The organism is Methanosarcina sp. UBA411, assembly GCF_002495725.1.
Lineage (GTDB): Archaea > Halobacteriota > Methanosarcinia > Methanosarcinales > Methanosarcinaceae > Methanosarcina.
This window is the reverse complement of sequence record NZ_DAGK01000026.1, coordinates 1-26,897: the sequence shown is the minus strand read 5'-3', so window position 1 is coordinate 26,897 and position 26,897 is coordinate 1. Positions and strand designations below refer to the sequence as shown.

The 26,897-nt window shown below is 40.9% G+C and carries 20 protein-coding genes; 7 read left to right on the top strand and 13 right to left on the bottom strand.

The window, feature by feature from the left end; translation table 11 throughout:
- Positions 1-437: 437 nt before the first annotated feature.
- The 3 genes from BP861_RS09615 to BP861_RS09605 form a co-directional block, all read right to left on the bottom strand.
- Positions 438-1,253, bottom strand: a complete 816-nt coding sequence (locus BP861_RS09615) for an HPP family protein (RefSeq protein ID WP_292374762.1) — start codon at positions 1,251-1,253, stop codon at positions 438-440.
- A gap of 79 nt (positions 1,254-1,332) precedes the next feature.
- Positions 1,333-1,986 (bottom strand): CBS domain-containing protein, encoded by a 654-nt coding sequence (locus BP861_RS09610; RefSeq protein ID WP_292374760.1) that lies wholly within the window; start codon positions 1,984-1,986, stop codon positions 1,333-1,335.
- 711 nt (positions 1,987-2,697) lie between these two features.
- Positions 2,698-4,152, bottom strand: coding sequence for an OB-fold nucleic acid binding domain-containing protein (locus BP861_RS09605; RefSeq protein ID WP_292374758.1), 1,455 nt, complete (start codon positions 4,150-4,152; stop codon positions 2,698-2,700).
- 799 nt (positions 4,153-4,951) lie between these two features.
- Between BP861_RS09605 and BP861_RS09600 the strand changes: the two genes are divergently transcribed.
- The gene (locus BP861_RS09600; RefSeq protein ID WP_292374756.1) at positions 4,952-5,575 is read left to right on the top strand and encodes an RNA 2'-phosphotransferase; all 624 of its coding nucleotides are present in this window, start codon (positions 4,952-4,954) and stop codon (positions 5,573-5,575) included.
- 92 nt (positions 5,576-5,667) lie between these two features.
- On the opposite strand, the gene rtcA is transcribed toward BP861_RS09600, so the two are convergent.
- Positions 5,668-6,663 carry an RNA 3'-terminal phosphate cyclase gene (gene rtcA / locus BP861_RS09595; RefSeq protein WP_292374754.1) on the bottom strand — a complete coding sequence of 332 codons (996 nt, stop codon included), beginning with the start codon at positions 6,661-6,663 and terminating at the stop codon, positions 5,668-5,670.
- Positions 6,664-6,744: 81 nt separating this feature from the next.
- Positions 6,745-8,214 (bottom strand): NAD(P)/FAD-dependent oxidoreductase, encoded by a 1,470-nt coding sequence (locus BP861_RS09590; RefSeq protein WP_292374752.1) that lies wholly within the window; start codon positions 8,212-8,214, stop codon positions 6,745-6,747.
- Between the two features lie 1,511 nt (positions 8,215-9,725).
- Between BP861_RS09590 and dnaG the strand changes: the two genes are divergently transcribed.
- Together dnaG and BP861_RS09580 are read left to right on the top strand one after the other, a co-directional pair.
- Positions 9,726-11,282: a DNA primase DnaG gene (gene dnaG, locus BP861_RS09585; protein ID WP_292374749.1), complete on the top strand. Its 1,557-nt coding sequence runs from the start codon at positions 9,726-9,728 to the stop codon at positions 11,280-11,282.
- Positions 11,283-11,692: 410 nt separating this feature from the next.
- Positions 11,693-11,971, top strand: a complete 279-nt coding sequence (locus BP861_RS09580; RefSeq protein WP_292374748.1) for a UPF0058 family protein — start codon at positions 11,693-11,695, stop codon at positions 11,969-11,971.
- Here the strand turns inward: BP861_RS09580 and rimI are convergent.
- A complete protein-coding gene (rimI, locus tag BP861_RS09575) occupies positions 11,955-12,485 on the bottom strand; it encodes a ribosomal protein S18-alanine N-acetyltransferase (RefSeq protein ID WP_292374746.1) in 531 nt (176 codons plus the stop codon). The genes BP861_RS09580 and rimI overlap by 17 nt on opposite strands.
- Before the next feature lie 153 nt (positions 12,486-12,638).
- The gene (arcS, locus tag BP861_RS09570; RefSeq protein ID WP_292374744.1) at positions 12,639-14,519 is read right to left on the bottom strand and encodes an archaeosine synthase subunit alpha; all 1,881 of its coding nucleotides are present in this window, start codon (positions 14,517-14,519) and stop codon (positions 12,639-12,641) included.
- 292 nt (positions 14,520-14,811) lie between these two features.
- Here arcS and BP861_RS09565 point away from each other — a divergent pair, with 292 nt between their 5' ends.
- The 4 genes from BP861_RS09565 to BP861_RS09550 all read left to right on the top strand — a co-directional run bounded on the left by BP861_RS09565 (position 14,812) and on the right by BP861_RS09550 (position 18,183).
- On the top strand, positions 14,812-16,182 hold the full coding sequence (locus tag BP861_RS09565; RefSeq protein WP_292374743.1) for an FAD-binding oxidoreductase: 1,371 nt from the start codon (positions 14,812-14,814) through the stop codon (positions 16,180-16,182).
- A gap of 5 nt (positions 16,183-16,187) precedes the next feature.
- A complete protein-coding gene (locus BP861_RS09560; RefSeq protein ID WP_292374742.1) occupies positions 16,188-17,369 on the top strand; it encodes a (Fe-S)-binding protein in 1,182 nt (393 codons plus the stop codon).
- Between the two features lie 253 nt (positions 17,370-17,622).
- On the top strand, positions 17,623-17,895 hold the full coding sequence (locus BP861_RS09555; protein ID WP_292374740.1) for a hypothetical protein: 273 nt from the start codon (positions 17,623-17,625) through the stop codon (positions 17,893-17,895).
- Positions 17,896-17,901: 6 nt separating this feature from the next.
- Entirely contained in the window at positions 17,902-18,183 is a 282-nt protein-coding gene (locus BP861_RS09550; protein WP_292374738.1) for a hypothetical protein, read from the top strand.
- Between the two features lie 315 nt (positions 18,184-18,498).
- On the opposite strand, the gene BP861_RS09545 is transcribed toward BP861_RS09550, so the two are convergent.
- The 6 genes from BP861_RS09545 to BP861_RS09520 form a co-directional block, all read right to left on the bottom strand.
- The gene (locus tag BP861_RS09545) at positions 18,499-18,987 is read right to left on the bottom strand and encodes a hypothetical protein (protein WP_292374736.1); all 489 of its coding nucleotides are present in this window, start codon (positions 18,985-18,987) and stop codon (positions 18,499-18,501) included.
- A 2-nt stretch (positions 18,988-18,989) separates the two neighbouring features.
- Positions 18,990-20,354 carry an AAA family ATPase gene (locus BP861_RS09540; RefSeq protein ID WP_292374734.1) on the bottom strand — a complete coding sequence of 455 codons (1,365 nt, stop codon included), beginning with the start codon at positions 20,352-20,354 and terminating at the stop codon, positions 18,990-18,992.
- A gap of 636 nt (positions 20,355-20,990) precedes the next feature.
- Positions 20,991-22,868: a YgiQ family radical SAM protein gene (locus BP861_RS09535; protein ID WP_292374780.1), complete on the bottom strand. Its 1,878-nt coding sequence runs from the start codon at positions 22,866-22,868 to the stop codon at positions 20,991-20,993.
- A gap of 278 nt (positions 22,869-23,146) precedes the next feature.
- Entirely contained in the window at positions 23,147-23,788 is a 642-nt protein-coding gene (locus BP861_RS09530; RefSeq protein ID WP_292374732.1) for an MBL fold metallo-hydrolase, read from the bottom strand.
- A gap of 119 nt (positions 23,789-23,907) precedes the next feature.
- Positions 23,908-24,681 carry a TatD family hydrolase gene (locus tag BP861_RS09525; RefSeq protein WP_292374730.1) on the bottom strand — a complete coding sequence of 258 codons (774 nt, stop codon included), beginning with the start codon at positions 24,679-24,681 and terminating at the stop codon, positions 23,908-23,910.
- Positions 24,682-24,842: 161 nt separating this feature from the next.
- A complete protein-coding gene (locus BP861_RS09520; protein ID WP_292374728.1) occupies positions 24,843-26,351 on the bottom strand; it encodes a 2-isopropylmalate synthase in 1,509 nt (502 codons plus the stop codon).
- Positions 26,352-26,897: the final 546 nt, after the last annotated feature.

Here is a 26,897-nt window from a genome sequence, read left to right as displayed (position 1 = left end):
GCCCATGCTGCTAATCATGTGTGGGTCTTTCTGCTGCGCTTTCTTGGATTTGCTCACACCTGGCTGAACCTTCATCTTGTCGACGGACGAAAATGTCGTATTTCTGTTCAATAGGATCACCGAATTCGAGTTGCAGTTAATTGCTTTTTCATAGTCCGTTTTTCTTCTTTTCCTGCCTTCTTGCAGAAACTTCTCTACAATCTGCAATTTATTCCTCAACAGACCAAGTTTTGCTCCCTGAAAAAATAAAACCTGAAAGCAATTTTCTCCCGAATCTTTCCAAAAGGTTTCCTCTATTTTCAGATCTATAATTATTATTAATGACGATCTTTAATGTTATAATCTTTTTGCGTGAAAACTTACCGTTATTTTTCGCATTGAATAATTCTCTGGTTAGCTATCATTCTTCAACTGAATATCTGATTACAAACTTTCTTTCAAAGCCGGTTTTCGAAAGGTTTTTCAGGCCATACATTGACAATAGATTCCAGAAGATCCTGTCTATCAACGATTCCAGATACCTTGTCCTTTTCGTTTACTATTGTAACTCTTCCGATATCATAGTGAATAATCATCTCAATTGCACTTTGAATGGAATCGTTTTCTGAAAGTATATATGCAGGAGTTGACATTATCTTCTCAACTTTTGGACTGTCATTGGGCCTTGTTCGCCTCTCATCTTCTACTTCAATTCGCACAGCACCTGATTTTATTATGTCTCGGCGGGTTATCATTCCAATAGGTTCACCTTTCTTTGAAACTACAGGAATACCAGTAAAATCTGTCTCAAGCATATGTCCCCAAACTGTGCCGACTTTGTCCTCTGGTGAGCAGCTTTTGACTTTTTTTGTCATTACGGCTTGCAGTGTATTGGGAACATTCTTTGGAACTTCCACATTTCTGAGAATATCTACGTTACTCAAGATTCCAACTACTGTACGATCAGTAGTTGATTTAACCACAGGAACTCTATTCTGTCTCGACTGCACCATCAACTTTGCAGCCTTCATGATATCCATATCCGGAGTGATCGTAGGGGACTGGCTTGCATATCCGCCTACTGTAACATTCGAGCGTGTAGAGGTAACCCTCAAGATATCCTGGTCACTCAACATTCCCACAAGCCTGTTCTCTTCGTCAACAACAACAAGGCTTCTAAGAAGGTGATCGCGCATTAGCTGACGGGCGCGAGTCACAAAGTCTCCTTCTTTGATACTCACAGGCTCTTCTGTCATAATCTCACTAACGTTCATTGTCTACCTTCCTATACTCTATTTAAAAAAGAATGTCTGCAAATCTGTGAAGTCAAAATTTATATGTAAAACCTACAGATCATTCATAATCCTCGCCTTCTTCTTGCCGGCAGTTTCCACATAGGTATCTTCCGTCCACAAATCTAAGGTCATATGAAAAGACATTACAGGACTCACATATTCCCGTTTGAAAATCTTCTGCTTCTGAAATTTCTTCGATTGAGGGGGTGGAAAAGAGAGCCTCCCTGTTCATATCAATAAGTTCTTTGAGAATAGTATTAAGTCCAGGCGTTACTATCAGGATGTCAGTGTTCGAAATCATTCCTATTATTCTACCATTTTCTAGGACTGGCAGTCTTTTAATATTCGCCTTTAACATGATCTCAGAAGCTTCTACAATACTTGTTTCAGGCTCTACGGTTATCAAGGGGGTTGAGAGTATTTCACTTGCCCTTACCTCATCTGGTTTTTTATTCTCTGTAACGATACCCTTCACAAGATCTCTTTCAGTTATTATTCCCATAGCTTTGCCATTCTCAGTGATAATGACGCTACCTGCATCACGACTGATCATTTCCCTTGCAATAGCAGGAATATCTGAGTTGATATCCATTACTATGACTGCTTTATTCATAACTTCAGCAACCGAGACCTCTCTTTCAATCTCTCTGTTGTGAATACCAACACCTATCTCTCTCTCAGCATCGGTATCCCTTCCAGGTCCATCTGCCATTTACTGCCGTTCCCCCTTTCGTTCCATACTTCGGCAATTCGCACTATAAGACTCACAATATAGGACTCACAATACAATATTTCGGCAAAAGCTTTTCAAGTTCCAGTTTCCTGTAGAAAAACTTTCCAGATCGATTTATTCATCCATCTAAGTTCAGGCCCTGCAATCATTAACTTTTTGAAGATGATATTCCGGCGAGGCCAATAGTCTCAGGATTTATTTTTTGTCCGTTCCCTCTAAGATGTTTTCCCCATTTTTTCGGACGTTTTTATACCACTTATATATACGAATCAATGGTACATAACGATAACGGCATTTCTTTTTCTCTATATAACAGAAGAAGTTTGCATGAAGTCAGAAGGCTATTCTTTCTAAGATCCCTTTCTTTTGTTCATGGAAAATAGCTTACGGAAGTCTCGAAGGAATTTTTTTCAGAACCCCTCCGTTTCCACTGGAGATTTTTGCTGAGAATGAAAAATATTTAATCGTCTGAAAGAAGTATTAGGAAGAAGTGCAGAAGAGAAGTATATTTTAGAAAGCAGACTTATACAGTTTAAAAAAACTCAAATTATATTTGTAATGCTTTCTATTTTTCTCACAGGAAATTTTTCTGACCCCTTTATTTCCACTGGAATTCACTTCATAAACTTTTACCTTGAAAGGTAAGGTTTTAGAAGTAAACCAGAAAGAGAAGCCGAAAAAGGAGAATGATTAAAGAATAATTACTCTGCTTCGGTTCCCGATACTCAGCTCGATTTCTTCGTTCAGACCATACTTTGCATACGCGTTAATGATCTGGATTTCTGAGTCAATATCAAGATCCTCGATCACATAAGCCTGTTCTCCCCAGAGAGTCAGCCGAATACTACCTGTTTCGTCTTTAAGTTGGAGGTTTGCAACCACGTTCTCGGTTCCGTCTTCCCTTTCAAACTCTCGGAGTTCCCCTATTTCGGAAACCTTCCCCTGGACTGAATAGCTTTCCCCAGGGACAATATCAGCGATATCCGTAAACTTTTCTCTGTACTCAATCTCCTTTTCACTCTTCTGGATTATCCCTCTGCCTCCCAGATTTAGTTCTACCTGCTGGGTGAAGGCATTTTCCCGAGAGTAAGCATGGAGTACTTCTATAGTCTCGTCAAAATCGATTTCATCCAGAAAACTAGTTTTTTCATCCCAGAGGGTAAGTCTGATTTTTCCTGTGGAATCGCCAAGAAGAATATTTCCCACTCTTCCGGTAGATCCGTCTTTTTTCTCAAAGGTTCGGATTTCCCCTATATCGAGTATTCTTCCGGAAACGTTAATATTGTTCATATCAGCCCCAATATCCTCGACTGGGGTAAATTCTTCTTCATACTCGACTTTTGTCTCACTTTTCTTGATTATACTTCGGTTTCCCACCTGCAACTCAATTTTCTGAGTAAAGGCGTTTTCTCGAGCATAGGCATTGACCAGCTCCACAGTATCTCCATATTCTACATCGTTCAGGAACTCAGTCTTGTCATCCCATAGAGTCACCCTGACTGTACCAGTATCATCTCCAAGAAGCAAGTTTCCTACCTTTCCACAGTTGCCATCTTTTCGTTGGAAGGTCCTTATTTCTGAAATTTCCAGAATTTTTCCTGTCAAATTCAGATCTCCCATGCCATCCTTTATGTCTTTTATTTTCTGGGTGCTGGCAGCGACTTCGATTTCTTCTTCGCTTTCGGCCAGGACTCCATTGTTTCCTACATTGATTTCCACTCCCGAATATCCCTGTTTCGCATAACCGCTAATCTGGAGAGTTTGTCCTATTCTGATTTTTCCATCCTTTATAAGATCTGCCATATTGTCCCAGAGTGTTACCTTAACTTTTCCGGTCTCATCTCCAACAATTATATTTCCGACTCTACCTATTGTTCCGTCATTTCGGGTAAATTCTTTAGTATCGAAAACCGACACAACCTTTGCAACAAGATTAATTTGTCCACTCTCGGCTGTAATGTTTTCAACTTTCACACTGTCCCGACCTACATCTGAAAATCCAAGTTCGTTGGCAACCAGCATGGCAGCCATAGGTTCATCGCAAAGCCCTCCCATGCTTTCAACCTTTTCTTGGACACGCTGCATGAAGTCCTCTTTACTGATAACATGGCTGAGCTTTTTATATATCGATTCAATATCTGTCATATTATCTCCTTAATGTATGATTTATCTTCAGTGTTTATTATTTGCCTTGTTTATTATTTGCCTTATTCATATGGCAATACCTGTTGGTGATAATTGTTGCTCTGAATTCAGTCGCTGTACCTTGAAGTAAAATTCAAAAACTGTTCTAAGAGACTAGTAGATTGCAGATTAGCAAATTACAAATCTACAAATCCGAATACATTATAAAAGTTCACACGCTCTAGTTAAATTTCAGGTGAAGTTTCAGACAAGTCCATTTCAAATTTACACTTTTTAATGAATGAACGATGTTGCGACCTGACAGTAAGTTTGAAATTAAGCCCACAAATCTGTCTGAAGAGACTATTTTTAACTTAACTTCAACTGGAAGTCAAAGGCTTGAATCGGCATTTCAGGAAGGCCTGATAAGACTCTTTAATATGGCGGCCGTAAATAAATATACTTTAGATATCGTGCCACGGTATGCAAGCCGTCCTACTAAAGATTACCGTATGTCCTATGAAAGTATTTCTTAACAAAGCGGATTAATATTAATAAAGTATGCTCGTGATTATCTATTCTGCCGCCTGCAGTTTTTCAAGCTAAAAGGTATTCCTAAAACCATAGGATTGATATCTCTATTTTTCTTTGGATACTCTGCTGGAGAACTAGAGACTTCTTGTTCTGTAAAATTCCAGGAAATTATTTTGGGGCAGAGAATAACTGAGATATCAAAATTTTTAACTTTGCAGCTTTGTCAAAACGAAAACTTAAAAACAAAACCTTATTTATAGTAAAGTTTCATTATGTACGTGATACCATGATTCGAAAATGCACTGAGCACGGCTATTTTAGAGGAGGCAGCTGTCTGCAGTGTAAACGCCCTGGAAGATACCTGCTTGACGACAGCAAGGAGGAAAAGCTTGGCAGGTTTGTTTCTGGAACTCTCAGGCATTTCCCAGAATCGGCAGGCGTTGAAATGGACAGATTCGGCTGGGTCAACATTAACGATTTCTGTGACGTCATGAGAAAGCGGTACATCTGGATGAGAAAGGAATACCTTTACGCCCTTGTAGAATCCGATGAAAAAGGAAGGTATGAAATCCGCGACTCCAGAATCAGGGCACGTTATGGGCACTCTGTCAATATTGATCTAGACTATAAGGAAAGTGACTCTCCATACCTGTATTATGGAGCAAGCCCTGAAGAAGTTGATGTTCTTCTGGAAAACGGAATTTTTCCGATAAAACAGAGATATGTCCATCTCAGCACTTCATATGAAAAGGCAGTGGAAGTATCCCTCATTCATACTGAAAATCCTATTATCATTCAAATTGATGCCTTTAAAGCTCAGGAAGATGGGATCTCTCTCAAACTTGCAACCGATGACATCGTACTTACGGAAAAGATACCTCCTGAATACCTTTTTGTCGTTGAAGATTGATTTTAAAGAACCTTAAAGGGCTTTAAAGGGTTGACTTTAAGGTTTTCTCAAATCTTTCTTGGTACTTTTCCTTTCTTTTTTCCTTCACTCTTTTAACTCACGGATATTTCGAAAAGGCCTTCCTTTTCCTCTATTTTGAATTTGACATCAAGAAACTGTTCAGTAATCCAGATATTTGTCGCAGTATGAAGAGAAAGTTCTCTAACAGTGTAAGAACTGTCTCCTGCAAGAGCCATATACGGTATCATCTGGTCTGCCAGATGTGTATCTACAGAAGCTCCTGCTCTAAGTTCAGGAATAATTTCGTCTGCAGCACTTTTGCCTACTTTTTCTGCGGGAAGCCTTCTTTTCCCAAGTGCACTCCCGCCTATATAGCCTGTCCAGAGGGTTATCCCGCTTCCAGTGGAAAAAGCTTCAAAAGATTGAGTTTCTATCTGAGACTGATAGCCAGCTTCCATTAGTCTTATACTCGCAGCTTCGGCCTGGCGTAAAGGTACATGGGTCGGAAGATTCGAAGCATGAGAAATTCCCTTGATTTCTTCCTCTTCTTTTAAAAAATGAAAGCCCTGTAACCTGCACGGTTTAAAATAAGCTGAAACTTTTCCTCCTCCTTTAGGGTAGTAGCCATGTTCCTTCAGTGTTACGCTGGCTGAATAACCAAGCCTTTCCAGAGCCCTGAGGGTTACATGCTGCAGGTAGTCTATTGTCGGAGACCAGGCCACGTCGGTTCCTCCTTTTACCGTAAGTTCTACCTCTTCTTTTGCAAATGGCAGGGCGGGCATAATGCACTGGAGGAGCAGGGTTATGCTTCCTGCTGTTCCAATATCAATATCATACTTTCCCCCCTCTATTTCCACTGGAGCAAAAGAAATCTCAGTAGAGCCTGGAAAAAGTCCCGAGATCTGAGCCTTAAATATCCTGGCTGCAGTTTCCAGAGCCTTTAAATGTTGCTGCTTCAGACCTGGATTTGGCCTGTTTTTCCTGATATTCGTAACCCTTATCTCTTTCCCGGTAACTGCAGAAAGAGCAACAGCCGTTCTAACTAACTGCCCCCCCCCTTCACCGTAAGAGCCGTCGATCTCTAACATTTGCTTCCCCATACTTTATTGAATTTATCTTTTTATCCTTCTGCCTTCCTTTTACTTTTCTTCCGTGTACTCTCCTTTCTTTTACTTTCTTTCCTTCTCCTTTTTATTTCGAATTGCAGCTTTTACAGCCGGTCGGAGAGGATCCACAAGCATAGAAACCGGGGGTGCATAGCAGGTTTCCAGGTCAAGAAGGTCGCTGATAGTAGTCTTTTTTCGGATTGCAAGGGAAAGAGTATCGATCCTTTCTTTTATTCCTTCTCCTCCTGCAAGTTGCGCACCCACCAGAACATCGTCTTTGAACAGGAGTTTAATGTACAAGTCTTTCCGACCCGGATAATAGGAGGCTCTCGTACGTCCTCGGGAAAATCCTGTAATTACCTCTATTCCATGGCTTTCAGCCTCTCTTGAGGTAATACCAACTCCACCAAATTGTAAATCTCCTGCCACAGCTACCCAGGGGTTGGCAAGCGGCCCGAGAGTAGTACATTTTCCTGTGATATTGTTGCCTATTATGTCAGCCATATGCCGGGCTGTTGTGCCCAGCTGACTTAATCTTGTTTCCCCTGTTATAAAGTCTGTTACTTCCACACATTCTCCGCCTGCATACACGTAGGGAAGAAATTCTTCTCCTGCCTTAACCTGGAGCATATCATTTACAATTATTCCTCCGGCTTTTCCGATTTCAATCCCGGCTTCAAAGGCAAGGGAAATCTCGGGTCTAATCCCGCTTGCAAAAAGCACAAGATCTGCGGGAAGCTGCCTATTCCCAACGTACAGTGTTTTTTCTTTCCATAAACCTGCAGGAAAAGTTGCAAGTTCCCCGAAGATGACCTCAACCCCGATATTTTCCAGATGTTCCTTTATGATGTCTGAAATATCAGGATCCAGTTGTTTGGAAAGCAGGTTTTTGCTTCTGCTTATGAGGAAGGTCTCAATTCCCCTTCTCGAAAAGGCTGCTGCACACTCTATTCCTATTGTTCCTGCACCTATTATGCAGACATTCTCAACAGTTTCCAGAGCTTTTTCAAAGAGCACTCCATCAGCAAGACTCCTCAGAGTAAAAACGCCATAAGGAAGAATGTTTGTGCCACCTGTTAGAGGTATAAAAGGTAGGCTGCCTGTAGCAATTACGAGCTTGTCAAAAGGATAAATTCCTTCGCCTGTCCGAACAATTTTTAAATCCAAATCTATTGATCTGGCACACTCGTTCAGCCTGACATCTATCCTATTTTTTTTGAAAAATTCCTGGGGCTTCACTATTAATTTTTCAAAACTCTCAATTTCCCGACCCAAAACAAAAGGAATTCCACAGTGGCTGTAAGCAGTATGGGAATCTCTTGAGATTACGGTAATCTCAAAATCGCTCTGTCTTCGTATTTTAGTAGCAACCGCCATGCCACAGGCTCCCCCTCCTATAATAACCACTTTTACAGGACCCTTTTTTTCAGGGCTGTATGCGGATATGGCTTCCTGAAATTCTCCCTTAGCCCCGGCTGCTTTTTGGATCTCATTCTCATCTACAGCGCTTTGTTTACCAAAATCTCTTCCCATAATCTTAATAGTTGTATCTCACGCCTATTATAAGTTTTTAAATTGCCGAAAAGCTTTCAAGCTAATGAGTGGTGGACTTATAAAAATGATTTAATCAGGTTCTTTTTATAGGATAAGTTACTTGAAAATCTACCCATCACAGATGAAAATAGGCTTCTGATATTGTTTGGACAAAAGACGAAAGGTACTCTCTATACCTCAGGGGAGCTGAACGAGCGAGTTTGGGAGTGGGGGGTTAGTACATAAAAAAGTTTCTATGCCTCGCCCGTTCAATTTTTTACAAGTCCTTTTTTTTATATATACTTTTCTAAATTTTCCACTTTATTATTTTTTACACTTTTTAAGCTCTTCTAAGCTATTCTGAAAGACTCCTCCTGAAATTGTTCTAAAAATATACTAATTTTCAAAATATCAAGCACGAAAATATGACTTTAATTTGATAAAATTCTTTAAATAACCACAAAGTTCTTAAATCCTGCCGGCATTAAATACATGAATTTAAAATATGTGACGCACAGAGTTCCTCATTTGCCGAGATTCCTTTAAAGGTGGGCAGGAGCTGTTCTGTCAGGTCATATCATTGATTAACAACTTCGCCTATTCATCATCGCTGAACTCGTAAAGATAATACAATGTAATTAATTCACATGCAAATATAATAAAAACTTCAGATTTACTGCATTATCACTCAGGGCTAAAATAATCGTCCAATTTAAACTAGAATTCATACATCACTCACCCATGAAGAGAAAGTCAAAAAGTGCTCTCAATAAACCTGGTACGTATTCAACTTACCACTTACCAAATTATCAGTATGAAGCCTCTATAGTACGGGATAGGGCGTCTGGCACATATTGGCTGTTCATGTCCGGATTGCCCGCTTTTAAGGGGCATTTCTTGAAAACTTGAGTTATCAGGCTCATTGAAAAGTGAACACATATTTTGACTTCCGGCTCTGAAGTCTATCTCAGGGCCATAGTAAAAACTTATGTTGGGGCAAGGGCTTTCGGGCAGATATGGAAAGCCTCAGGAACAACGCAGGTATTATTGTGTCTGCCCAGTCAAAAGTCAGGAGATTCTCTATCTAAAAGAACCTTATCTAGGCTGAGATAGGCTTGGAACTTTAATAGGTTTTCATAAGGTAAGAGCTTTCGCCAAACCGTTTAATTTCTGGCAGAATGTCAGATTAGGTTCTCCTGGCATAAGTATAACTGAATAGAAACTCCAGGCAGGTCTAGAACTCTCTTTCGGTTACATTTGTCATTGATTCTTGAATCTGCCTATTCAAGGGTGTTGTCCCTGAGCCGATATGAACTCTGATTTTTTACTATTTTTGCATTGTCCAGAGCTTTACGAGTTTTCGAAGTCTATAAAATAATTTATACTGTCAGAAAACTAATGAATTGTAATCCAGAAGGGCAATCAATCACAATTGTTGGAAAAACTCAGATGGAATTTAGTTTAAAATAATTATCATGATAAATCATTGACAATACATACGGAGAATTCATATGCAAAATACAGATACTACAAAATACATCATTCATTCCAAAATTAACGCTGATGGGGTAATTGAACGTCCTGATATTGTAGGTGCGATCTTCGGACAAACTGAGGGATTACTCGGGGCTGATCTTGATCTTCGTGACTTGCAAAAAACTGGCAGGATCGGTAGAATCGAGGTAATGGTTACGGCTAAAGGAGGAAAGACCAAAGGAAATATCTTTGTTCCCTCAAGCCTTGATAAGGTCGAAACTTCGATTCTTGCTGCGTCTCTTGAGACTATTGACAGAGTGGGACCCTGCAGCGCTAAAATTGAGGTTTTCCAGGTAGAAGATGTAAGAGCTGTAAAGCGAAAGAAGATTATTGAAAGGGCAAAGCTCATTTTTACTAAAATGTTTGATGAGACCGTTCCCGAGTCTCAGGAGCTAGCCGACGAAGTTAGGCAGTCTGTAAGAATCGATGAACTAACTTACTATGGAAAGTCCAGAATTCCCTGTGGGCCGAATGTTCTTAACTCAGACGCCATCATTATTCTCGAGGGGAGAGCCGACATTCTGAATCTGCTCCGCTATGGCATAAAGAATACTATCTGCGTAGGTGGAACGAACATTCCCCCTGAAGTTGCAGAACTTACTAAAAAGAAAACAGTAACAGCTTTTACGGATGGGGATCGTGGAGGAGAACTTATAATACGTGAGCTCCTGCAGGTGGCAGACATCGACTATGTTGCCCGTGCCCCCGATGGAAAATGTGTAGAGGATCTTGTCCAGAAAGAAGTTATAAGAGCTCTACGCCGGAAAGTTCCTGTAGAGCAGATCATTGAGAAATATGGAATCCAGGAAAAGGAAGGCGAAGAAAGTGCCTGCAGAGTGGAGAGAGGCGCCAAAAGAAAGATAAGGGCACCTGAAATTGTGCCCAGGATTGCTGAGAAGAAACTACACAAGCGTATTAAGGTACACAGAGTCTCTCCAAAGCCAGATCTTTATGGAGAGGAAATTGCGGAAGAAGAAACGAAAAGAGTAGAACCTACAAGAATTTTTGAAAGGGCTCCAGAAAAACTGGCTGAAAAAATTTCGGAAACAACTCCTGTGAGTGCAGAAAAGGTCAAAACGAGACCTATCGTTGCAAAACCTCAGATTTCAGCAAGGGCAGTTCCTGCTGCCGTCAGAGTTCCCAGAGAAAAGCCTGCCGAAAAGGTTTCAGCGGCCGTTAAAGTTCCAGGAGGTGAGGCTGTCAGGGTCTCTCCTGCCCCGGTAAAGACAGTTTCTATCTCTCCTGAAGCCGCCAGATTCAGGTCTCATGTCGAAGCTCTGAAAGGAACCTTAACGGCCAGAATTCTTGATTCACAGGACAAGGTAATAGAGGAGATTGCAGTCCGTGATCTTGCGAGCAGGCTTAAAACCTATAAAGAAAACATCCAGAGCGTAGTCTTCGATGGTGTAATTACTCAGAGGCTCGTTGATATTGCCTCAAGTAACGCAATTAAGAACCTCATAGGTGTAAAGATAGGGAACGTAGCCAAGGTTCCTGCTGACATGGAAGTTTTGACCGCAAGCATGCTTTGAGAGAACCTTAATTTCTCTCAATCCTCATTCTTTTTTATTTCCCTTCTCTAATATTATTCCTTTCTACTTCCCCTTAATTTCCTATTTCTTCTCCCGAATGCTGAATTTCTTTCTTTGTTCCTATATTCTCCATCTTCTAAAGCCAATTCCATTCTGGTCATCATTTTATGTGTAATATTTGTATGTGTAATATTTGCATAGAAGACTTGTGAGATCACCACGATTTGGTATTATTTTCACACTATAATGTTAAACTTCACACTTTCTTCCATAATCCTTCATTATTTATCATATACATTATATGGAAAACCTTATCATACAAAACTAGGAAGTACATTTCCTCGGATAATTCTTTTATCCGATTCAAGATAATATTAAATTGATCTTGTAAAATTGTAGGTCTGTTCGCTATGCACAAGGAAGAGCTCATACAACTACACACATATATGGCCCAAATGAAGAGGTATTTTGAAAGGCACGGGGTAACGCACGAATTCGATGATTACAAGGCTTTATCTATAAGCCCTGTACACATTCACCGGAGCAAGGCAGATCACAAGCGCGCAATTTTTATTTTAGGAGGCGAGCTTGCGACTCTTATGTCCCGGGACGACCCTATCTTTGAGGAAACACCAGCCCATATGAGGGAATCGCTGAATTCCGTCATCAAGCTCATGGGTAATAACTGATAGGGCCCTTGAAAGTGATGAAGAATTCGTTATCTGAAAATACAGATTCCAGATATTTTTGTTTTGAGATCAGGAGACGGTAAGGGTGGAGGTGCATCTTCATCACCATCCCGTCTTCTCCATCTGAGTAATATTTTTTCTCGGTCCAGCAGGGTAAAAATCCTAAGGACCTATATAATTTTTGTGCTCCTTTATTACTATTTCTTACTTCGAGCCTTGCGTATCGAAGCCCGTTAGCAACAAAAATGTCACAAATAGTATGAATTAGTCCTGTACCTATTCCTCTTCCCCGATATTCTTCTTTGACACCGACAGAAAAAATGTGCCCTTCATTTCCTGCGGAACGGTAACCTACCACGTACCCCACGATTCTTCCATCCTGCTCTGCGACAAGGAAACCGTCCCCTACGGTTTCATAAAAACTCATGTACAAGATGGAGTTGTGCTCCGAAAAGACCTCACTTTCAATTTCAACTACTTCCTGGAAGTCCTCAGGTGCAAAATGCCTTATCATAATATCTAATATATTCCTGCCATTTTATTATTTCTTCGAAAGGAAAATTACTTATAAAGTCTGTTTGCAGTTCTTCTGAAGCTGTTCTGAAGTCCTGCAGTCCAGATTTTGTAAACTTATTTTATAGTTCTTATTTAGGGATCTGTTCACAAGTTAGAGTTTCTTGATATGCCTGACATCCACTGCAACTCCTCTACTGGATCTCACCATTTCCTCTCCGCTCATCACAGCTCGCCCTACACAGAGCGCTTTTCTCCCGAGCACAATTACCTCATCATTAGGCCTTATTCCCAGGTCTGCCTGAGTAACTCCTGGGGCAAGGATGGAACCGCGTGGGAGAAAATCATCAATTTTTACCAAGTATTTCTCACTTTTTAGCATTAGTTCAGCCCCTTCGAGGGACAGAGCAAGCATTCCATATTGCGGAACCAGAGTTGCAAGTTGTTTTTTCCCGGAAAAAAGCTGATACTTGGGGAACCGGCCTTTAACTGCAAGCTTTCCGGCTTTCTCAGAGAAAAGAAGTGCAGCATCTTCTCCGAACTGATATTCTGCAATAGCTCTTAAGAAATTCTTTTTGTCCTCTTCCGCGTTCAGGCTTTTCCTGCTGAAGCTTTCGGATGTGCAGATAGACTCAACGGTCTTCTTGAGGTTTGAAAGCGCCTCCATAGACACAAGACTTCCTGTAGCAGTGTAGATTATTTCAATCCCGAGCTTGCTTGCCGCTCGTTCACAGATTTCTCTATATGCCCCTTCTACATGGGCAACTATGGCTTTGTACCTGTATTTTGAGAGATAGGCCTCAAGGCAGCCTGAAACCCAAGCTTTTTCTTCTTCGTCCCAATGCCCCGTAACCGCAGTATCGTAATGGGCTGCAGGATATGTTAATTCCAGCTCTCTTGGCACTATTCCAAGAGGCGAGGTTAAAATCACTTCGTGGACAAACTTCCGATATTTCCCAAGTGCCAGAATAAATTTCTGATGGGATTGGGAAGTTGAATAAGGTTTCCTGGCCGCACAAGGGAAAAGTACTAAAATCTCAAGATCCGGAGGTGTATACCTTTCCTGTATGCGCCGTGCAAATCTTACTACCTCAATTCGAGATAAGGCCTCCGAGGTATCTGAAAGGAGCTGGTTTTGCCGAAAAGCAGGAACTCTTTCTTCAAGGTAAGAATATTCGAAATCTCCAAGTCTTAACAGGGCTGTGAGCCATGGCCTGACCCTGCACTGGCCTTCAACATATTCTCTCAATGTTCCGGCCCTTATCCTTTCCCGCACAAGGGAAAGTTCAGCTTCGAGTGCATTCCTATTGTGAGCTGAAAGGAACTTTGCTCTCTCAATTTTCGGGAGCTTTCTGAGTTCTGCAGGCGTACTTGCAGCGCATGCACTGCATCTGCAGGGAAATTCTGTCAGGGAGTCGAGATAAAAACTACCTGCAGCTGTCAGGTAAATATCGGAATAGGCCGCAATTTCTGTTCTGGTATCGTCCAGAACATCAATTCCAAGGTAGACTAGCATAGCTATATTCTCAGGAAGCGCCAGATTTGGAGCATAAAGAGCTGTATCAGGGGAAATCTGGTTTCTAAGTTTTGTTATGGTCTCGAGAAATCTGCGAGCATTGTTTTCCAGGGTGCCTGCTCCTTCTATAATATAAAGGTCAGTTTTCTCAGGCTTTCCTCCTACTCTCAGGAGAGAACCTGTTGGGCCTATATTTTCGGCATTTTCACCACTAAGGACTGTAATTTTTTCGACTTTCCCGAGGGATTCGGCTGGAACGAAAGGCGGATAAGCTTGATGCGGCAGGATTATGAGAGTTCCTTTTCCTGTTTTTTCCCAAATTTGCTTTATGCGTGTCTCAAGCTCTGAATCAGATCTTACACCCCAGAAACTCCCTGCATCAACAATAGGGCCAGGGGTTTCAAGCTTTCCGAGTTCTGCTGTACTCAAAATGCAGGGCGTATGAATCTCGGGAGACAGCAGAAGTTTTCCTATCCTTGCTGCTCCGTCTCTGTGTTCTATCTCAAAGTACTGTGTCATGTTTGTCCTCTTATGTCTATCAGGATGTAAAGGTTTGTCCTGCACTTTTCCCTGAAAGCTTCTATTACTCCTCGTTTTTCTGAATCTGAAGAGTGCTCAGCTTTACGATTTATTTCGTGTTAACTCTTAGAAGGAAGATTTTATTCTTAAGAAAGGAAGAGGATGGTATATTCTTATATATTATTAATCTTGATTATCTGCTGTAACTCATACTTCATTTGTCTGTTATTGTCTGCTCCAGCCGTGACAGAAATTCTATTTTTCACATTTGAATTCTAATTTGAGGTCTAGAATGAATATAACTACAGAACTTCAAAATATTGTTGGCGGGCGACTATCAGTCTCGCCTTCGGAACTTTATTGCTATTCTTCTGACGCATCCCAGGTCAAGGGAATACCTGATTACGTGGTACGCCCGAAAAGCACAGACGAAGTAGGCCAGATTGTCAGGCTTGCTTATGAAAACGATATACCTGTAACTGTAAGAGGATCAGGCACCGGACTTGCAGGTGGGGCAGTCCCTGTTAAAGGGGGTATTGTGCTTGATATGTCGAGCATGAATCGGATTCTTGAAATTGATATTGATAATATTCAGGTCATGGTAGAGCCTGGGATTATTCAGGACACTTTAAACGAAGCGCTAAAGCCATACGGTTTTTTCTTTCCTCCCAATCCTGGCAGTTCAGCCATGTGCACTATAGGGGGTATGATAGGTTACAATGCAAGCGGAATGCGCTGTGTTAAGTATGGTACTACCAGAAACTATGTTCGTGACCTGGAAGTGGTGCTTGCGGATGGGACAGTTATCCATACCGGTTCAAAGATGCTAAAATCTGCTGCAGGGTATGATTTGACCCAGCTTATTGTAGGTTCGGAAGGCACACTAGGCATTGTCACGAAAGCCAGCCTGAAGATTGTCCCTCTCCCAAAAATCCGAAAACTAGTAATAACCTCCTTTGAAAACGCGGAAATTGCAGGGCAGGCGGTTGTAAAAACCTTTTCAAATGGGGTCATTCCCTCAGCCTGTGAGATTCTGGACAGAGTTTCCCTCCAGGTTCTCAAACGCTACGATCCAAACCTTGTGCTTCCTTCAGAAGGCGATGTTATTCTTTTTGAGGTTGATGGTACTGAAAGTTCGGCACGTGAAGCTGCAGAGCAAATAATGAAAGTCTGTGAGCCCCTGGCTATTTCCATAAAGCTTGCGGAAAGTGAAAAGGAAATGGCAGATATCTGGGCAGCCAGAAAACTTGTAGGGGCTGCAGTTTCCCGCCTGGACCCAACAAAGAGTCGCATCTATGTCGGAGAAGATGTGGGAGTTCCCATAAAGCAGATCCCGGAACTGTTAAAACGAGCACAGGAAATCGCTGAGCAATTCAACCTGCCTGCTATGAAATATGGACATATAGGAGACGGAAACCTCCATCTTGCCTTCTTCATTGATGTTTTGAACAAAGATGAATGGGACCGCCTGAATAAAGCTGCAGATCTGGTCCACAGAACAGCAATTGAGCTTGGAGGCACAGTCAGTTCTGAGCATGGGGTAGGCGCGGCAAGGGCCGAATACATGAAAGCTCAGTGGGGCCCTGCCCTTGAGGTAATGCGTGCGATCAAAAATGTCCTTGACCCGAAAGGCATACTGAATCCGGGCAAACTGGGGTTGTGAAAACCATGAAAAACGAAGGAAAAAAGGAAACTGAGCAGGCAAAAGAGCCGGAAAAAATCAAAATAATTAATAACGAGATGACCCCTAACGAGATAAACGAGAGCGATAGCGAACAACATCCATTTGAGGTTGACCGCAGGTCGGTTTATAGATGTGTTCAGTGTGGAACCTGCCGGTCGGTTTGCCCTGTATTTGATGTGGTAGGCTGGGAATCTGCCAATACACGCGGCAGAATGCTCATCATTAAAAGCCTGCTCGAGGGCAGACATCCTTCCGAAGACGTCCTTCCAAGCCTGGCCTCGTGCACAACCTGCGGGATCTGTGCTGCTAAATGCCCTGCCGGAGCAAACCCACCAGAAGTTGTGGAAGCTGCCAGAGCTCAGCTTGTGAAATGTGGTATTACGACTGACGCCCAGGAAAACTTGAAGTCGGCGATCATGACATACGGGAACTCTTTCGGGGAAATGAAATCTCGTAAACACTGGCTCTCTGAAGTAGAACGTTCAAAACTCCCCGAAAAGTCCGATTATGTCTATTTCGTGGGCTGTTTCGATTCCTACCGTTATCCTGAGTTTGCTAAAAAAACTTTTGGGATTCTGCAGCGTTTTGGAGTAACTCTCCTGCCTGATGAACAGTGCTGCGCCTCTCCCCTCCTGCGTACCGGATTTAAAGAGGACGCAGAAAAAGTCATGAAACACAACCTTGATCAGATCCGGAAAGTGGGTGCTCATACAATTATCACAAGCTGTGCAGGCTGTTATACAACTCTCAAGAACAACTACCCCGAAGAACTCAGGGTTATTAGCCTTCCTGAATTCCTTGCCGAACACCTGGAAGAGCTCAATTTGAAGAAACTTGACCTTACAGTTACCTACCATGATCCCTGCCACCTTGGAAGGCATAATCAGGTTTATGACGCTCCAAGAACGGTTATCCAAGCAATTTGCACTCTCAAGGAAATGAAAAACATTAAAGAGAACGCACGCTGCTGCGGCGGCGGAGGTGGGGTAAGGACAGGTTATCCTGACATTTCCCTTGAGCTTGCAAGAAACAGGCTTAAAGACGTTCCAGAAGGCGTGGATTATATCGTTACTTCCTGTCCCCTCTGTGTGAGAAACCTCAGAGACGCAGGCGGAAATATCGAGGTTATTGATATTGTAGAACTCGTAGCAATGGCGATAGAGTAACTCTATCTCCTTGTCTTGCTGTCTTGTACTCCAGTTATTTGTCTTACTGGTTTTTATTCAGAGCCGACTTTTGGCTCAAGTATTATCTTTTAATCCCTGAGAGTTTAATCTTTGAAAAATGACTCTCAACTTTACCTATTTAGTGGTAAACTTTCTATTTTTGTGAGTAATATGTCTTTATCTCCTAAGCGATTCTTTTTATTGAATATTATAATCGGATGTCAGCTTTACAAGTAGGTCAGGAGGACAGACCGTGAGTGATAATACAATAACTTTCCGTAACGTTTCACCTGCCAGCTTCAAATGTATGAAGAAAAAGCTTCAGATAATGGGTATTTTTGTCCCGCCGGGCAATAAAGGAAAGCTTTCAGGCCAGGGAGTTGCGGCAGATTTTGAGTGGGACGGAGAGTCAAAACTTATCATTACAATCAAGAAAAAGCCCTTCATTGTCAGTTACGAGACTGTAACCTGGAAAATGAGCGAATTTGTTAAAGAGTGCCAAGGCTCAATAGAGAAAATTCTGTGATGAAGTATGGCCGAAAGAAAACTGGATACTGAAGGCTGCCAGGGGATTAAATTCAGAAATGTAACTCCTGACGTATTTTCCTGCATGAAGAAAAAACTTCAAAGCTATGGAATTGAAGTTTCATCCGGGAATTCCGGTGTTCTTGAAGGAAACGGAATAGTTGCCCATTTTATCTGGGATGGTGAGGCAAACCTGTCAATTGAGATCAAGGAAAGGTCTCTGGACACTTACTGCGGGCAGGTAAGTGGAAAATTCAGGGCTTTCTGGCGTGAATGTCAGAGTTTATGAAGGTGAACCCAAGCCATGCTTACATCAGGATTACATGTATTACAGCAAATTCGTGACACTGCCAAGTTGGCAATGTAACAAAAGCTCTGTAAATTTTAATTTAAATATATAGGTTTAATGTAAAAACCTATGTAAAAATATCCATTGATTCTACCTATAGGTTTCTTACTATTTTTTATGTTTGATAGTTTCCTAGCAGACTTCAAGACCAGTGTAGTTTAAATTCTTGACTTGTCCTTTTTTGACCATTTTCATATATTCAATTCCCACACATTCTCTATCCTAAAAACGAGAACCAAATATCAAATTTTGATTTTAGAGATTATTCCTTAAGAAGTTAAGTGCTTGTTTTGTATCGTGAACTGTTATGTTGAGGTCGTTATTTAGATAATTAAGCGCTTCAACGTGTTCTTTACCTCTAGGACCTTTTCCAAAATCACTATCTTCAGTAGCGATATAAGAGGGACTAGATTCCAACGCTAAGTGAACAATTAATCTATCAATCTCACTATGGAAACCCAAATTATCTAATTTATTCTCTATCCCCTTTTTATTTTGTACAAATATATATGAGATTTTCATTTGGGTTTCCATATTTACAAACCACTTTTGAAAAAATTCAGAGCTACTCAGCCGATTAGTTGTATTTTTATATTCTGTTCTTAACTTATTATTTGTATCTAGACTTAAAAATAAGGATTGTTTTTGTAAAATTTCAGCTAATACGAATATAGAGTCCATATATAGGTTACAGGAACCGTTACAAGAATTACAGATGATATTAGTGTCAATAACAATATTCAAAATCATTCTCCCTTACTCTTTCTTTTAGCAATTTCTTCAGTTATTTTCAACACTTCCTCAAAGTCATCTGCAAAGAAAGATTTAAAAGAGTCTGGTATCTCTACAAATTGACCAAATTTATCTAGTTCAATATTATTAATAATACTTTTACCTTCTTTTCTTTCCACAAAACAGATTCTAACTTGTTCACTGTTGATTTCTCCTTCTGCAATACGTCGTCGTATTCTCAAAAGAATATGTTCGCTGTGTGTTTCAATTATAAAAAATTTATTTTTTTTAGACATTTCTATAAAGAAGTCACCCAGCTTAGACTGCGCTCTTGGGTGTAGATGAATTTCAGGTTGCTCTAATAAGAGATATTGGGCTTTATTTAGAGCATAGCCTTGTACAAGTAGCGGTAATAGTTGAGATATGCCAAATCCTACATCTTTTAAATTACAATCAACATTCGAATTAATTTCTCGTAAGTTTAGGGTAGCTACTCCACCTTTTAAAATACTCCAGTTAAGTGAATAGCCCAAGTTTTCTAAACTTACATTTACGTTGTTAATGAGTTTTTTAGATTTAGAACTGTATTTATCCAAAAACAATATTTGAGGTGCATCTCTACCATCTATACCAACATTAAAAGGAGTTTCACCAGTAAAATGATAATCTCTTTGGGGCGCATGTCTAATTGGCCCTATATGGATCAATTGATCAAAAAAACTCAGTATTTTAATAGTAAATTCTCTAGTTATTTCATATACTTCAGTATAAATATCGTTATTATTAGTTGTTTCTGCTTCATCTGAACTATTTTGGATTGTTTTAGACTGTTCTTTTTTAGAAAATAATAGTGGAGTGAAAAAGAACCATTTCAACTGTAGATTAGAAGGATCAAAGGCATATTCTGTTTCAAAGTGAGGCTTAGCATTGAAGGAATTCGATTTTTTAGACATTTTTATAATTGTTTTATTATCCTCTTTCTTAACTAAATCAAACCCTATTATTGTGTTAAAATGTCTTTTTTTATTGTATACGACTTTCACAGAATAAATTAAGGAATTTTGTTTAGATAAATTAAGAAGTGGATAATCATTTTCAACTTCAATTTCAAAAGAAAAAATCATTGGTTTTTTACTATCAACTTCGTGATTAAAAACTGCATCTTCAAAACTTCCAATGTCAATTCCATCTTTGGAGCTAAATATAAAAGGTACTTCCCTATCTATAGATTCCAAGCTTTGTTTTAACATCATAATTGAACTCAACAAAGCGCTTTTTCCAGAAGAATTATTTCCAAAAATAAGTGTTATAGGTCTATCTAATTTTATCCAACCTGAATCTTCATACCCTTTAAATCTCTCCAAACGAATAGCTTTCATAAAAAACCTCTAAATTAAATTCTTCAAATTGGGAATTTGATTCATCATAGAAATATTTATTTATTTTTTATTGGAAAATTTCAACTTTCAAGGTTTTCTATTTATAGGGTTCGCAGCTGCAGAGACATCGATAGAATGAGATTTATGAAACTTATCCATACAGTACTTTTCCCCCAAAACAACTGCATTTCTTTGGATTTCTAAACTCTTAGCCATTAAAATAAAAATATCAACGTAAAAATACAGTATTTTTCAGGAACTAACTGTATTACGAACTATTTTAGGTTCTGTATCTTCTATAGAAACTGAGATAAATTTTCATTATGTTCCGAAGCCCATCAGGAGGTCAAACCTCGTAGACTACAAGTACCGCTGATACGTCGAGTTTTATAAATTCTGTATTTTAGCCTTCCTTATGTTGATTTTAGCTGCAAATTTCTAAAAACATTTGAGCATATATAGTCACGCCTATAATTGCTGCAACAAAAATCACTTTGTAATCCATCTAATAGTTGCATTATTTAGCCTCTTGACTATAGGGAGATTTTACAACAAAGCCTATGTATCGCAAATTCGAATTTACAGAACTTTCAGTATACTACGATTACTCTAATTTCTATAAGAACAACTTTACCTTTACCACTTACCTTTCCTTCTTATCAAACACTTATGGGCATTTCCTACGAGATCAAGTCTTCCTGCCTTCTCTAGAGCTTCATATACAAGCTCGTAATTCACAGGGTTCCTGTAGTGCATAAGGGCTCGTTGCATGGCTTTTTCTTTCTTATTTTTTGCGACGTATACTTTCTTACCTGTGAACGGGTCTAGTCCTGTATAATAAATACATGTCGATACTGTCATAGGCGTTGGGGTGAAGTCCTGTACCTGTTCGGTGTAGCCTCCATGATCCCGCACATATTCTGCCATTTCTATCATATCTTCAAGAGTACAGCCCGGATGTCCTGACATCAGGTAGTTTACAATGTACTGGTTTTTGCCGCACTTCCGGTTGAGATTTGTAAATTTCTGGGTAAATTTTTCGTAAACTTCCCTTCCTGGCTTACACATTGCATTTGTGACCTGCCTTGAAAAATGTTCAGGTGCAATCCGCAATTGTCCACTAATATGGTAAGCGCAAAGCTCTTCGAGGTACTCTTCATCCTTAAGAGCCAGGTCATAGCGTACCCCATAACCTGTAAAGACTTTCTTGACTCCTGGGAGGTCACGCAGGCGGCGTAAGAGTTCGAGCAGTTTTTTGTGGCTGGTATCCAGAGCAGGGCAAGTGCGAGGATAAAGGCAGGATTTGTCCAAGCAGGCTCCTTTTTTCTCCCAGGTTTTACACTCCATACCGTACATATTTGCGCTCGGGCCGCCAACTCCGTTTATAATACCCTTGAAATCCGGTTTTTCGGTGAGCTTTCTCGCTTCACGCAGGACAGATTCGATGCTGCGGCTTGCAATCATGCGTCCCTGATGCTCTGTAATTGCACAGAAAGCGCAGCCTCCGAAGCAACCCCTGTGCGTTGTCAGAGAAAATTTTACCATTTCCAGGGCAGGAACGGGTTCAGTATAGGAAGGATGTCTTTCTCCAGTAAATGGCAGTTCATACACATGATCCAGCTCAGCCTCGGTCAGGAGGCGCATTGGCCTGTTCTGCACAATTACGGTTTTCGGGTGAGGCTGGATAACCCCTTTTCCAGTAATAGGGTTCTGCTCTGCAAAATATATTCGAAAAGCCTTTGCAAAGGCCGTTTTATCCTGAGAAACTTCTGAAAAGGAAGGGATTTCGATATTTTCCTTTAAAAATTCTGCTGCATCTTCAGCTATTTTCCCTTCTTTTTGTTCAGGTTTGTCCCGTTCCTGTTTCTCCTGCCTGTTATCTGGCTTTTCAGCTCTTTCTCTAAGCTCTTTCCAGGCTTTAACTTCCATTTTCCAAACTGTACCTGGAATGTCTCTAATATTTTTGATATCTTCCCCGGCTTGCAGTCTTTTTGCAATTTCCACGATCTGCAGTTCTCCCATACCGTAGACTATGAGATCAGCAGGCGCATCAGCCAGAATGGACTGCCTGACCTTATCTGAAAGATAATCATAATGCGCAAAGCGACGTAAAGAAGCTTCAATGCCTCCCAGCACTATAGGCACGTCAGAAAAGGCTTCTTTTATCCTGTTCGAGTAAATTATAACGGCACGATTCGGGCGAAGCCCTGCTTTGCCTCCAGGGGAATAAACATCCTTTTCCCGAGGCTTCAGACCTGGGGTCAAATTGCTTACCATAGAGTCAGTATTTCCTGCACTTACGGAAAAAAAGAGCCTGGGCTTCCCAAGTTTTTTGAAGTCTTCAGGGCTGTCCCAGCGCGGTTGAGCAATTACTCCTACCCTGAAACCAGCATCTTCAAGAACTCTTCCTATTATTGCCGTGCCGAAACTTGAGTGATCTACATAGGCATCCCCGGAAATCAGAATAATGTCAAGCTCTTTCCAGCCGCGAGCTTTCACTTCCTCAGGGCTCATTGGAAGGAATTTCGACGTCGGTATGCGGGAAGAAACTGATTTTTCTTTCCTTTCTCTCTTTCCGTGTTTGGTTCCGGATTTTTTCCCTGATTTTCTTCCAGATTCTGTCGTAGATTCTGTCGTTTTTTGTCTCAGTTCAGCTTTTTTTGGAACAAAAAAACCTTTTTTTCTGCCTAGTCTTTCTTTATTCGGCTTTTCCGAGTTCAAATTCTTATTATTCTTTGAAGCTGCTGTATCTTTGGCCATAGTCTGTTTTAAAGCTCCTCTTTCTCGTGTTTTTATTCGCCCATCATCATTTTTAACATTCGGTATGAAGCCATAATCTGATTATTCCCATCCCTGTCCGCCGGGGCTCCATGTCCAGAATACAGGGCTTTTACATCAATTTTTGTGAGCTTTTCTATTGAGCCAGCCATCTTTTCAGGTTCTGAACCCTCAAAGTCCATTCTTCCGAAGCCCCCTCCTGGAAATACAGTGTCCCCGGAAAAGAGACTTTTTGAGACCGGCTCGTAGAGGCAGATACTTCCTTTTGAGTGGCCTGGGGTGTGGATAACTTCCAGGTATTCCCCATTCCCTATATCAATTTTATCTCCTTCTTTATATGTAATTGTGGGCCTTACTTCAGGGGCCTGTTCTCCGAAAAGCATGGACACGCTGAGGTATTCGTCGTTTATACTCTCCAGGTCAGCTTTATGTATTCCGACTTTTGCACCGCTTCTTTCTGAAATAGCTGCAGCTGCTGCGGTATGATCATAATGGCAATGTGTAAGGACTATTAGTTCCAGGTCGGTTAGCTTTATATATTTCTCCAGTTGCTTGATTACCAGGTCGCTGTTCATTCCCGCGTCGATCAGGACTTTTCCATTTACCAGATAGACACTTGAATCGTAAGCTGTAGGGCAAATGTACCGGACTTCCATGGTTCTTCCTCTTTTACTCCTTTTTCCTCATCTTCCACTCCCTTTTTCCTCACTTCTACTTCTTGCATTTTCGTATTGTTTCCCAGCTCACTCTTTGCTTCTTATATATCTTTGAGAATTTAGATATTAAAAGCCCTGCGCGCATTTTCGGTAGTGAATTTTGCAATCTCTGCCGTTTCCATATTCTTAAGTTGTGCGACTACAGGGACTGAATCTACTATAAAAGCAGGCTCGTTTCTGCCTTTGCGGGGAGAAAGGAAAGGACTGTCGGTTTCCAAAAGCAGGTTTTCTAGGGGCACGGCTTCTGCAAGAGTTTGGTGATGTTCAGAAAAGCAGACAAGAGTTGCAAGGGAAATATAATATCCTCTATCTACAATTTCCCGCATAGTCTCAACAGGGCCGCTATAGCAATGATAAATAACCGTATCTATGCCTCTGACAAGCTTTAGTACTTCTGCTTCAGCCATCCGGGCATGCACTATAAGGGGTTTGTCAAGGTCTTTTGCAAGCTCAATAACTTTTTCGAATGCAGCAGTCTGTCTCTTACGTTCTTCATCTGTTTTGCAGTCTTGAAAGTCCAGGCCTGCTTCTCCTATTCCCACTGCTTTTTCGGCGTTTGCTTCAATCTGGGCAAGAATTTCATTTATCTCTTTATCCGTGCCTTCCCTGCCAATGTCAGGACTCAGGCCAAGCGTGGCATGAATATCTTTATTTTTTTCTGCAAGTTCAAGGCTTATTCGGTTGCCTTTCAGCGAAATCCCGGAGTTGACCATTCCGACAACTCCTGCCTCTCTGGCTCGGAGAATAGTCTCTTCCCTATCGCGGTTGAATTTAGGAAAATCAAGGTGACAGTGAGAATCAATAATTGGATAAGGCATGGGTCTGTATTCCATCTCATTTTATTTTACTTTTTATACGTGTTTATGGAACACAGACCTAAAAACGAACAGGCACAAGACCTTATCCGATTTTTTGTCTTTTAATCACTTTTAATTATAGCGTGCTGGCCTTTCAGTCAGGCTTAGAAAGCAGGAAGAATCGGCCCTGGTCAGTTTCAACTTTTTTCTTCTCTTTTATACAGCAGGTTCATAGCATTTACAAGAGCTTCTACAGAGGCCATGACTATGTCCGGGTTTGCAGATCTTGCAGTTACAATTCTGCCTTTTTCATTTTCGAGACCTATGTATACGTCTGCAAGGGCATCTGCTCCGCCTGTAATTGCATCGATCCTGAACTCCTGGAGTTTGAAATGATTACTTTCTCCAAGAATATCTCTTACAGCTTTGAGAGCGGCATCCACAGGGCCAACTCCTGTCCTTGCTGCAATAATCTCTTTGCCTTGAATGTCTGCTTTGACTACTGCAGTCGGTGTCAGAATATTTCCGGTCATTACAGAGACTTCTTTGAGTTTAATCAGTTCCTCTTCCGAACTTGCTTTCCCGAGCACAGCAGAAGCAACTGCATAGAGGTCAGCATCCGTAATCTGTTTGCCCTTGTTTGCAATTTCTTTAATTCTGGATACGATTTCATCCAGCTGCTTATCATTGCTTATTATGCCTGCAGATTCGAGAGACTGCTTGACTGCATGTTTGCCTGTGTGTTTTCCAAGTACAATACGCCGTTTATGGCCTACCATTTCCGGTGTCATTATTCCGGGCTCGAAGGTATCAGATTTTTCAAGTACTCCCTGACTGTGGATCCCTGATTCATGAGAAAATGCATTCTGGCCCACAACAGGTGTATTTGGAGGAAGCCTGATTCCAGTATAGTTTTCAACCATTTTCGAGGTTTCAACAAGGTATTCGGTTCGAATATTCGTTTTTGCCCCGTAGATTGAGGTCAGGCTCATAACTGTTTGGGAAAGGTCGGCATTTCCTGCCCTTTCTCCTATGCCGTTTACTGTGACCTGAACCTGGGACGCACCTGCTTCGACTGCCATAAGACTATTTGCTACAGCAAGCCCGAAATCGTTATGGCAATGCACGTCAATTGGAATCGTTATTTCGGCCGCGATATCTTTTATCTGCCTGTACATTGCGGATGGAACCATAACGCCAACCGTATCTGGAACATTGATGATATCGCATCCTGCTTCCTGCACTGCTTTGAATACCTCTATAAGATATTCAGGTTCGGTCCTTGTAGCGTCCATTGCAGAAAACATGCATCTTCTCCCGTTATCTTTGATATACTGGACAGCCTCCACAGCCAGTTGAATCACTTCTTCCTGGCTTTTTTTAATAGTGTATGTCCGCTGTACTTCAGAGGTAGGGACGAAAGCGTGCACAAGTCCTACATCGCTGTCAAAACAGGCATCGATATCTTTTTTCAGTACTCTGGCAAGTCCACAGATTTCAAGATCCAGGCCGGCATTAGAAATCGATTTTACGGATTCTTTATCTCCTTCTGATGAGATAGGAAATCCAGCTTCTATAATGTCTACCCCGAGTTTGTCAAGTTGACAGGCAATTTCCAGCTTCTGTGCAGAAGTTAGAGATACCCCAGGGGTCTGTTCTCCGTCGCGCAGTGTTGTGTCAAAAACAGTTACTTTTTTATTCTGCATGGGCTCGATGTAAAAATCGATCCCTTCTTTCAGTTCTTACATTCATGGTAATCATCTACTTGAATGTATATTTCTGGTATATAAATACCACGTAAGTTTTTTGAAGTTCAAATTTTAAGCTTTGTTTTTAACCTTCAAATGGAAAACTATTTATAGTAGATTACCTATTCTAGGGTTGCTTCTCAGGGTGTCACACGACATCCAAGAGAATGAAAAACGAAACTTGAAAAACGGGACTTGAAAAACGAAACTTAAAGGTGCCAGAAAAACGAAATCCGAAAAACGGAAATAGAAGGCATCTGTAGGCCTTGTTTTTTTAAACAATGGCTCATAAAAACGGATAAAGTTAAGGATTCGAAAGTATAACTCTTTTGAAACCTTTTAACTATTCTCATTTCCCTCTTTCAAATTGTTTATTCTCCTCTGAAAGGGAATATTTGTATATACGAAAAATGAAAAAACGTTTTTCTTATACATACAAATTTTCTGAGGAAATCAATACAAAGCTTTATATACAAGAAACGTCTTGTATGTATCCCTCACACA